Annotated in this window: 11 protein-coding genes; all 11 read left to right on the top strand. The window is 41.1% G+C overall.

What is annotated here, in order from left to right; translation table 11 throughout:
• Positions 1-95 precede the first annotated feature (95 nt).
• The 11 genes from CYP05_RS01610 to CYP05_RS01660 all read left to right on the top strand — a co-directional run bounded on the left by CYP05_RS01610 (position 96) and on the right by CYP05_RS01660 (position 10,204).
• Complete coding sequence (locus CYP05_RS01610) at positions 96-914, top strand: ATP-dependent protease (protein WP_103641790.1); 819 nt, start codon at positions 96-98, stop codon at positions 912-914.
• A gap of 12 nt (positions 915-926) precedes the next feature.
• Positions 927-3,515, top strand: coding sequence for a Sec-dependent nitrous-oxide reductase (gene nosZ / locus CYP05_RS01615; protein WP_103641791.1), 2,589 nt, complete (start codon positions 927-929; stop codon positions 3,513-3,515).
• Positions 3,516-3,597: 82 nt separating this feature from the next.
• The gene (locus CYP05_RS01620) at positions 3,598-4,353 is read left to right on the top strand and encodes a cytochrome C (protein ID WP_103641792.1); all 756 of its coding nucleotides are present in this window, start codon (positions 3,598-3,600) and stop codon (positions 4,351-4,353) included.
• A complete protein-coding gene (locus CYP05_RS01625) occupies positions 4,346-5,602 on the top strand; it encodes a nitrous oxide reductase family maturation protein NosD (protein ID WP_103641793.1) in 1,257 nt (418 codons plus the stop codon). Before CYP05_RS01620 ends, CYP05_RS01625 begins: the two co-directional genes overlap by 8 nt.
• Entirely contained in the window at positions 5,595-6,272 is a 678-nt protein-coding gene (locus CYP05_RS01630) for a 4Fe-4S dicluster domain-containing protein (protein ID WP_103641794.1), read from the top strand. The genes CYP05_RS01625 and CYP05_RS01630 overlap by 8 nt, the downstream gene beginning before the upstream one ends.
• Positions 6,269-6,820, top strand: a complete 552-nt coding sequence (locus tag CYP05_RS01635) for a c-type cytochrome (protein WP_103641795.1) — start codon at positions 6,269-6,271, stop codon at positions 6,818-6,820. Before CYP05_RS01630 ends, CYP05_RS01635 begins: the two co-directional genes overlap by 4 nt.
• Positions 6,817-7,278 (top strand): c-type cytochrome, encoded by a 462-nt coding sequence (locus CYP05_RS01640; RefSeq protein ID WP_087581143.1) that lies wholly within the window; start codon positions 6,817-6,819, stop codon positions 7,276-7,278. Before CYP05_RS01635 ends, CYP05_RS01640 begins: the two co-directional genes overlap by 4 nt.
• 2 nt (positions 7,279-7,280) lie before the next feature.
• Positions 7,281-8,180, top strand: coding sequence for a NapH/MauN family ferredoxin-type protein (locus CYP05_RS01645; protein WP_103641796.1), 900 nt, complete (start codon positions 7,281-7,283; stop codon positions 8,178-8,180).
• A 9-nt stretch (positions 8,181-8,189) separates the two neighbouring features.
• Positions 8,190-8,843 (top strand): ABC transporter ATP-binding protein, encoded by a 654-nt coding sequence (locus CYP05_RS01650; RefSeq protein WP_103641797.1) that lies wholly within the window; start codon positions 8,190-8,192, stop codon positions 8,841-8,843.
• Positions 8,836-9,663 carry an ABC transporter permease gene (locus CYP05_RS01655; protein WP_103641798.1) on the top strand — a complete coding sequence of 276 codons (828 nt, stop codon included), beginning with the start codon at positions 8,836-8,838 and terminating at the stop codon, positions 9,661-9,663. The genes CYP05_RS01650 and CYP05_RS01655 overlap by 8 nt, the downstream gene beginning before the upstream one ends.
• Positions 9,664-9,796: 133 nt before the next feature.
• On the top strand, positions 9,797-10,204 hold the full coding sequence (locus CYP05_RS01660) for a tetratricopeptide repeat protein (RefSeq protein WP_002941585.1): 408 nt from the start codon (positions 9,797-9,799) through the stop codon (positions 10,202-10,204).
• Positions 10,205-10,497: the final 293 nt, after the last annotated feature.

Consider the following 10,497-nt stretch of genomic DNA (forward strand, 5'->3'; position numbering starts at 1 on the left):
GCTTAAAAAAGTAAATTAATCGCTAATTTGCTTTTAAGAGTTATGCTTGTATAGTTTTTACAAATTTTAAATTTACGATGAAAGCAACCTAGATAATGAAATTTCTGCTTTGTCTTGGCTTATCTTTGATAGCGCTTTTTGCTGAAGGTAAAGGCTGCTTTGTCGATGAAAATAGTCAAAACATCATCTATGTAAAAGATGGCGAGACAAAAAGCCTAGGACTAAAGGAGAAAATTTACAAAGATCAAAGATGTGCTTTTGACGAGAGCTCTTTTTACGTTGCAAATTTAAACAACGAGATCGTAAAGGTAGCTAGCGAGAAGGAATTTTTATTTGCACTGCCAAATGTTGGCTGTAAGGTTTCAAATATCTTGCTAGATAAAGAGAAAATTTACGTCGCTTGCGATATGGCAAATGTCGTAACGATCGCTATTTTTGACAAGAGTTCTAAAAAATTTATATCAAAAAATTTTAACAATGTTTATAAAATTTCTAGCTTTTTGCCGCTTGGCGGGGGAGTGTTTTTTACAAGCTTTAATGGCAAGGCGTTTTTGCTTGATAGCAAGCTTAACGCAAAAGAGCAAAAAAGCGTTGGTTTTGCGCCCATTAGTGCCTGTAAATTTAGTGATGATGAAATTTTCATAGGCTTTAGAAACGGAGAAATTTTAGATCTTAAAAGTGGAGCTAAAAAGCAAGTTTTAAGATCTAAAATTTCAGCTCTTGCGTGCGCGGGAGACGAGGTTTTAGTAGCTGGCGAGGACGGAGTGATCTATAAATTTGACAAAAGTTTTAAGCTAAAGGGCAAAAAAGAGCTTTTTAGCGGTGAGATAAAAGAAATTTTTATAGATAAAAACGTGCTTGTTGGCGTGGATCTAGGTAATAAGACAAAGAGTTTAGAGATAAATTCATTTTAAAAAGGAGAGTAAATGCAAAAGTTATTTTGTGTCGCAAGTGCTGCACTGCTTGGGCTATCTTTAACTGCTGCTTGTGCTGCTAGTAGTGACCTTGAAAAAGTCATGAAAGAGCGCGGGCTAAGCGAAAAAGATGTCCTTGCAGCTGCTAAGACTTATCAGCCAAGCGGTAAAAAAGATGATTTCATCGTCTTTTCATCTGGCGGGCAGAGTGGTCAAGTGCTAGTTTATGGCGTTCCGTCGATGAGAATTTACAAATACATCGGCGTTTTCACCCCAGAGCCTTGGCAAGGATATGGCTATGACAATGAGTCAAAAGCTGTTTTAAAACAAGGCAACATCAGGGGCAAAGAGATAACTTGGGGCGATACACACCACCCAAATTTCACTGAGAAAAATGGTGAGTATGTTGGTGATTATCTATTTATCAACGACAAAGCAAACCCAAGGATCGCTGTTATAAATTTAAAAGACTTTGAGACAACTCAAATGGTCGTAAACCCTATCATGAAGAGTGAGCACGGCGGTAGCTTCATCACTCCAAACAGCGAGTATGTCATTGAAGCTAGCCAGTACGCAGCACCACTTGATGATAACTATCACTCAATGGACGACTACGAAGCCGTTTATAGAGGTGCTGTGACATTTTGGAAATTTGACTATCCAAAAGGCAAGATCGACGAGAAAGCATCTTTCTCTCTTGAGCTTCCTCCATACTGGCAAGACCTAAGCGACGCTGGTAAGGGCGAGAGCTACGGCTGGGGCTTTACAAACTCGATAAACACTGAGATGTATACAGGTGGTATCGAAAAAGGTCTTCCTCCATTTGAGGCGGGTGCTAGTAGAAATGACACCGACTTCTTGCATGTTTATAACTGGCAAATTTTAGAAAAACTTGCACAAGACAAGAAAAACTATAAAGTTATAAATGGTCATAGAGTGATTACAATAGAAGCTGCTGTAAAAGCTGGAGCACTATTTTTGATCCCAGAGTCAAAGAGCCCACACGGTTGTGACGTAAGCCCAGATGGCAGATACATCATCGTTGGCGGTAAGCTTGATACTCACGCATCAGTTTATGACTTTAAAAAGATCAAAGAGCTAATCGATAAGAAAGAGTACGCTGGCACTGACCCATACGGCATACCTATCTTAGATAGAGAAAAGTCAATGCACGGACAAGTAGAACTTGGCCTTGGACCACTGCACACATCATTTGACTCACAAGATGGCATACTTTATACTTCACTTTACGTTGATAGCCAAATCGTAAAATGGGACTACAAAAATTTAAAAGTGCTTGATAAGGTAAATGTTCATTACAACATCGGTCACCTTGATACAATGGAGGGCAAATCAGCAAAACCTAAGGGCAAATACGCAATCGCACTTGATAAACTTTCAATCGATCGCTTCAACCCAGTTGGCCCACTCCATCCACAAAACCACCAGCTAATAGACATCACTGGTGCAAAAATGGATCTAATCTATGATATGCCTATCCCACTTGGTGAGCCACACGACGTTGTTTCAATAGCTGCTAGCAAACTAACTCCAGCGCTTACTTACAACATGGGTACAAACTCAAGAACAGGCGAGGCTAGCCCATACGCAACTCTAGCTGGTCAAGAAAGAGTTGAGAGAAACGGCAAAAACGTAACTGTCTATGCGACAATGATCAGAAGCCACATCAACCCAGAGCACATCGAGGTAAATAAAGGCGATAACGTAACTATCCACCTAACAAACCTAGAGCGCGCTCAAGATGAGACTCACGGCTTTGGCATCGACCTTTACAACATCCACGCTTCACTTGAGCCTGGCAAAACTGCTTCAGTAAATTTCGTAGCTGATATGGAAGGTGTCTTCCCATACTACTGCACCGAGTTTTGTTCAGCACTTCACCTAGAGATGATGGGTTACTTACTTGTTAAAGATCCAAATAAAAAATATGAATCTGCAAAAAATAGCAAGCTAAAAACTTTAAGTCCAGAGGCTCTAAAAGCTGAGTACGACAAAGTAATCGCAACTAACAAAGCAACTGATGATGTTATCCAAGAGGTTGTTAAATACCTAAAAGAGAAACATTATGAGAAATATCCAAAAGTAAAAGCTTTGGTTGATGACGCACTTGATCAATACGGCCACATCAAAGAGGTAAAAGCTAAAGCTGACGAAGCTTACAAAAAAGGCGACGTGAATGGCGCTATCCTTTGGGAGTACCAAGTATGGCAATATATGGTTAAAACTGCCGACGTTGGTCTAAGAGCTAAAAACAACCTAGCTAAAGAGATCGCAACTCCGATGAGCCCAGCTGCTGCAAAAGGCGAAGAAGCTTATCTAAAAGGCGGATGTAATGGCTGCCACGTTATCGGTCAAGTAAGCTCAGGCCCAGACCTAACTGGCGTCTTGCTAAGACATGAAAACGGCGAAAAATGGGTAGCAGACTTCATAAAAGACCCTGCTAAATTCTATAACGACGACTACGTTAAAGCGATGATTGATTTCTTTAAACTTAGAATGCCAAATCAGCACATGAGTGATGAAGAGATCAAAAATATCATCCAGTATCTAAAATGGATAGACGAAAACGCAGGTATGTAGTTTTAAGGGGCATTTTTGCCCCTTTTAAATTTTAAAATTTAACTTTTTGCTAGGCTAAATTTTAAAATTTAAAGGAGAGATTATGAGTAAATATAAAATTTATACCATTGTTGCACTTATCATTATGAGCGTTTGTTTTACTCTGCCAGTTCTTGGCTGGCACGGAGCAAAAGAGCGTATAGCTAATGGCGACGAGCTACCATCTTATGCTTATACTATCTACGATCTTTATAGCTCATTTCAGTATAAAAACCACCTTTTGCCAAAAGAGGTGGCAAGTGATCTTCACAAGATGATCGAGCAAAAAGCAGAGATAGGCACGCCATCACTCCCTATCTGGTACGTATCTCTTGAAGCGCCAAACTATCCAAAGGCAGCCTTTCCAGATGGCATCCCAGTATATTTTCACGTAGATGGATATAGTGGCGACGTGCACGAGATGAATACGATAAACCACTACATCGGCATGTATCCTATGGAGCATGGCGGCAATGTCGAGCGAGCGATCGCACCTTATTATCTACTTATTGCCACACTTTGCATGCTTGCGTTTTTATACTATGACGGTAAATTTAACTCGCTTCTCATGGTGCCAACCATCATCGCACCGGTGCTATTTATGAGTGCATTTGTGGGCTGGCTATACTGGTATGGACACAATATGCAAGAGTGGGGCGCCTTTAAGATCAAACCATTTATGCCAACCGTTTTAGGCGATGGTAGCGTGGCGCACTTTACAACGCACTCATACCCAACTATCGGCTTTTGGATGATGATAGTTATGAGCGTGCTTTGCATACTTGCGGTATTTTCAAAGAAAAAAGAGCTAAATGCGTAAAATTTCTAAATTTGCCCTTGTTTTTTTGCCACTTTTTGGCTTTGCAAACGTCCTTCAAGATGCGATAAATAACGCTAGCCCTGGCGATGTGATAAAGCTAGGCGACGCTGTTTATGAAGGAAATATAATCATTTCTAAGCCTCTTAGCATCATAGGAGAAGGCAAAAACGCCCACATAAAAGGGGATGGCAAGGGCAGCGTTATAAAGATCATCGCTTCAAACGTGACACTTAAAAATTTAAAGATAAGTGGCAGTGGCAACGACCTTGGCGAGCTTGACGCTGGCATAGGCTGTGACAAGGCAAATAACGTTGAAATTTCTAAAAATGACATAAGTGATGTGCTTTTTGGGATCGATTTTAAAGAGTGCAGCAGCTCAAAGATCACTGAAAACAACATCACCTCAAAAAAGGGCGCTAGCCTTGGCTTTAGAGGCGATGCCGTGAGACTTTGGTATAGCCATGAAAATTTGATCGAGCACAACAATATCCGCGACAGCCGTGACATGGTCGCATGGTACGCAAGCCACAATAAATTTCTAAGCAACAAAGCAGTTGGTAGCAGATATTCGCTGCATTTTATGTATGCTAATCAAAATTTAGTCGAAAATAACGAATTTATCGGCAACGCTGTTGGTATGTTTTTTATGTATTCAGCTAGCTCAAATATAAAAAATAACCTAGTTATGGATAGTGATGGCGCCTTTGGTATCGGCATCGGACTAAAGGACGTATCTGACTTTACGATAGAAAACAACACCCTTGTCTATAACGCGCGTGGCATCTTGCTTGATAACTCGCCCTTTCAGCCGGGATCAACTATAAATTTTATAGGCAATAAAATTTTACACAACGTAGTTGGCGTCTATTTTCACGCTACGCAAGGCACAAGTATCTTTGAAAACAACGACTTTATCGGCAACATGGACATCGTCGTAAATGACACTCCAGGCGAAAAGATGCTATTAAACAGATGGAGCAAAAACTATTATGACGAGTATGAGAGCTTTGACAGAGATAAAGATGGCTACGGCGATACGCCATTTTTGCACCTCTCATACATCGATCAGCTCTGGCAGTACTATCCAAATTTGCAGTTTTTCTATGGCTCAAGCGTCTTTAGCGTCTTAAATTTCTTAGCTAAACTCGCTCCATTTTCTGAACCGATAAAGCTACTTGAAGATAGTTCGCCAAGGATAAAACCGCTTGATGTTTCAAATTTCAACGCTTTAAAGGCGAAACGTGGATAGAAGAAATTTTATGATAATTGGCTCAGCCGCAGCGGTGGCTGGATACGCCATAGGCAAGTTTTTGCCAAAAAGTAGTGGCGACAAACTCTATCTTAGACCCCCAGGTGCTGTTGATGACTTTGATGATCTTTGCGTCAAATGCGGTCAGTGCGTGCAAGTCTGCCCTTATCACAGCATAAATTTACTTGACATAAAAGATGGCTACTCAAGCGGTTCAGCCTACATCGACGCAAAAGAGCGAGGCTGCTACTTGTGCGATCTCTTCCCATGCGTGCTAGCCTGTCCTAGCGGGGCGCTTGACCATGCGACAAAGGTCGTGGGCGATGTCAAAATGGGCGTTGCAGTTTTAAGTGACACGGCTGCCTGTTTGAGCGTGAAAAGAGAAAATTTAAGCGAAACTGGCGTTAAGCATCTGCTTGATCGCAAAGCCTATAACGACAGAGAAGAGGCGTTAAAAGATAAGATAAAAGGCAAGATCGGTCAAATTTGCGATCTTTGCGTCACACTTTGCCCAGTTGGCGATAGCGCGATAGCAATGAGCGAGGCAAATTTACCACTTATAAAAAATGGCTGCGTGGGTTGTGGCGTTTGCGCTGAGGTCTGCCCAGCAAAGATCATAAATATCGCCCCAAAGATGAGCTATGATGAAATTTACAAGGAGAAAAAATGAGAGCAATAATACCTTTAATAGCTGCTGCGTTGTTATTTGTCGGCTGTGAAAAGAGTGAGGACAAAGCGCAAGAGGCTGCTAGCGAGCAAGGTACAAAAGTAGCGACAAGTGCTAGCATAAAGGTCGAAAAAAATGAAAACAACGAGAGTGCAAATAAGCAAAATGAATTTATAAAATACGACATGCACGGCGAAAAAAGCGTTAAATTTGGACTTGACGATAGCAACGTAAGCCGCCAGATCGGAGCGCTAGCCATGGTAAAAAGCCCGCTTCAAAGTATAAATTTAAGGCTTATAAAGGGCAGACTTAGCAAGAACTTCATCACAAAGTGCTCAGCCTGCCACGACGACTATGCAAATGGCATAATCGGACCATCTCTTTTAACAAAGAGCGAGGATGAAATTTTCAAGATGATAAACGCCTACAAGAGCAAGGAAAAGGTAAATGTTTTGATGCGTGATCTTGTTAAAAAGATGGATGAGAGTGAGATTAGAAATCTAGCAAAAGAGATAAGCGATTTTAATGCGCAGTTTAGGAGCAAACAATGAAAATCGGAAAAATCATAACGATCATTTTAGCGGTGCTGATATGTGGCATCATGGTGTTTATGCTAAGCCAAACTCCGCCTAAAAAGGAGAAAGTAGAAGCTAGCGTTCAGCCAAAAGTGGAGCAAAATATCTCAAAAGAGCAGTCAAAGTCTAGCGAGGAATTTGCCAGCGAAGATGAGCTAAAAAAGGTAAAAGAGCTAAGCCTAAGCGTGGCTAAGACGCAAAATGAAGGCGTTAGCAAGCAATACCTAACCTCTTGCGCACCATGTCACGGCGCAAATGGCAAGGGTGTCGTAGCGCCTGACATCACTCATCTAAGCAAAGAGGATCTGCTTAAAAAACTGGCTGATTATAAGGCTGGCAAGGTGCAAAACACGCTTATGAAGGGACTGCTTACAAATGTTAGTGACAGCGATCTAAACAGCCTTGCTGATGAAATTTCTAAATTTAAAAAGTAAAAATGGATAAATATAACGTTCGTGCGACCATTAGAAACGTAAGCTTTCTAAGCACGCTAATAACGACTACAAAAGATGGCAAAAAGCGCCCAAGCATACGTTTTTGGCGCATTTTTACTATCGTGCTAGTGCATCTTTTATTTGTACTCTCTTACAGGGTCGATGTGCAAATTTTAGAGGGCGACATAAGTGCTTCAAGGATACTTGGCTTTCACCTAGCGGACGCATTTATGAGCTTGCAAGTCTTTTTGGCAACGCATGAAATTCATGTAAATTTGCTAATTGGCTCGCTTAGCATCCTAGCCTTTTACATCATTTTTGGTGGCAGGGGCTTTTGCTCGTGGGTTTGCCCGTACTCACTTATAAGCGAGATAGCCGAGAAAATTCATGAAAATTTACGCGCCAAAAAGATAGTAAAACCGCGAGTTTTTGACACAAAGTGGCGCTACGCTTTTACTATTTTGTTTTTGGCTCTTAGCTTTGCTAGCTCAAGCCTAGTCTTTGAAATTTTTAACGTCGTTGGGATATTTTCAAGATTTATCATCTATGGCTACTTTCACGCTATCTGGCTTGTTGTGGCTATGCTTGTGGTTGAGATTTTCTTCTCACGCAGGGCATGGTGCAGGTATGTCTGCCCTATTGGAGCGACCTATTCGCTACTTGCAAAGCCAAATGCTATAAAGGTCAGCTGGGATAAAGAAAAGTGCGATCACTGCTTAGTTTGCACTGATGTTTGCCTAGTGCCACACGTGCTTTTTATGACAAAAAAGGGGGCAAAAACTGATGATAGCAAAAAGCTCTTTAGGATAGCTGGGGCTGACTGCACGCTTTGTGGCAGGTGTATCGACGTTTGCCACCAAGATGCGCTTAAATTTGACAACGGCTTTAAGAAACTCATATAAGGAAATTTTTTGATAGATATAAAAAAAGTAACGAAAATTTTTGGCTCGCAAAAGATACTTGATAGCGTCAGTCTAAATGTAAAAGCTGGCGAAAAGATAGCGATACTTGGGCAAAATGGAGCTGGCAAAAGCTCGCTCATGCGTATCATCTTGGGCGAGTTTGTGCCAAATAGCGGAAGCGTCGCGATAAATGGCGTAAATACCCTAAAAGATAGAAAAGAGGCACTAAAATTTATATCATTTGTGCCGCAAACCCCGCCACCACTTAAATTTAGCCTGCGTGAGCTTTGCGAGTTTGTCTGCAAAAGCTCAAATGTCAAATTTGAAGATATTGAGAAATTTAGCAAGCTTTTAGAGCTTGACCTGCATGCAAATTTAAACAAGTCCTTTTATAAACTATCTGGTGGTATGAAGCAAAAGATGTTAATAGCCATCGCATTTGCCAAAGATAGCGAAATCTTGATGTTTGACGAGCCAACGGCAAATTTAGATGTAAAAGCAAGGGAGTCTTTTAAAAATTTGCTCGATAACTTCACGCAAAACAAGACGCTAGTTTTCATCTCGCACCGCATCGATGAGATCGCTCATTTGCTTGATAGATGCGTCTATATGGACCTTGGCAAGATCATCAAAGAAGAAAATTTAAGGAGCAAGAGTGAATAACCTTTTTTTAATAGCAAAACTAGACGTCAAAGAGTCGTTTCGCTCGAGGTGGTTTGCGATCTATGCGCTTCTTTTTTCTGCTTTGATGATAGGATTTTTATTTAGCGGAGTGACCGATTCGCGCGTGCTAGGCTTTTCTGGGCTAACAAGGGCGCTACTTTTGTTTATACAAATTTGTGTCATCATCGTGCCGATATTTATCCTCATCTCAACCGTTAGAAGTATAAATCAAGATAGAGATACAAACCTGCTTGAATACGTGCTAAGCTTTCCGCTAAGCCTTAAAGAGTACTATTTCGGCAAGGCTCTTGGGAGGACATTTGTCGTTTTTGTGCCGCTTTTGTTTTCGCTTTTGCTTTGCGTGGTGGTTGGCTTTATAAAGGGTGTGTCGATACCTTGGGGTGTGCTGGTGCTTTATTTTGGCCTGCTTTTTAGCCTAAGTATCGTCTTTTTATCGCTTGGCTTTTTCATATCAAGCCTTATTAAAAACCAAGAGACAGGACAAGGCGTGGCGTTTTTGCTCTGGCTTATCATGCTAGCTTTTATCGACCTAGCGCTCATTGGACTGCTTATGCGAAGCTCTGTCGATGAGTACGTTATCTACACCATCGCGATGTTAAATCCGATCGAGCTTTTTAGGATAGCAGCGCTTAGCCTTTTTGATCCAAATTTAGCAGTTATCGGCACTGCGTCTTACTTTATCTTAGGCACATTTTCAAAAGCGACCTTCGTAGCGTACGCTATCATCTACCCTTTGATGCTTGGCGTGATCTTGCTAGTTTGCGGCTATTTGGGCTTTAGCAAGAGAGATCTTGTTTGATTGTTTTTTGTTAAATAAGAGTTGGCTTTAAATTTAGACGAGGCTTGTATTATTCCACTTGTCCAACAAGAAACCTCCTTTTTGTAATGACCCCCTTTCCCCCAAAGGGGGTTTATCTCTCTCAAGGAAATTTATGAAAAAATCCATTTTATTTTTAGCCTTTGCCGTTTTATCTCTAAGCGCAAACTGGGATGAAAATATGCAAAACTGCATCAACAAAAGTGACGCAAAAGCTTGCGAGAGCTTTACTAAAAAGCTTTCAAGCGAGTGCGAGAACAAAGACAAAACCTCTTGCTTTTTGTATGCTGACATGCTAGGGCGAGGTCTTGGCGTGGAGAAAGATATGGTTAGATCTTATGAGATATTTAAGTCGCTTTGCGAAAATGGCAGCAGCGAAGCTTGCTACGAGCTAGCTACAAAATATCTGCAAGGAAACGGCGTAGAGCAGAGCTTTGATCTATCTGCAAATGCCCTTGATAAAGCTTGCAAAATGGGCAGCAAACGAGCCTGCAACGTCTTAGAACTCGTGCCTAAGAATTAAAATTTATAAATTTATAAAGCTTTTTTGCAAATTTTAAAATTCCATTCACTCGCAAGAATTGACTACTAAAATTTGGCTTCGCTTGCAGCTTAGCTCAAATTTTAGAGCCGAAATTACTCGTTCATGAAATTTTAAAATTTGTCAAACACTTGCCCTATAATAAAACGCATGCAGTGTGAAGCACATTTGCATGCCCTTTGAACGTGCGAGGGGATTGTGGGATCTAAAGGGAGATAAGGGGACGGCCTCGTAACTCGAGTCCCCTTGTCTCCCTTTTGAATAAAAGAATTTAT

The sequence above is a fragment of the Campylobacter concisus genome (assembly GCF_002913545.1).
Lineage (GTDB): Bacteria > Campylobacterota > Campylobacteria > Campylobacterales > Campylobacteraceae > Campylobacter_A > Campylobacter_A concisus_AV.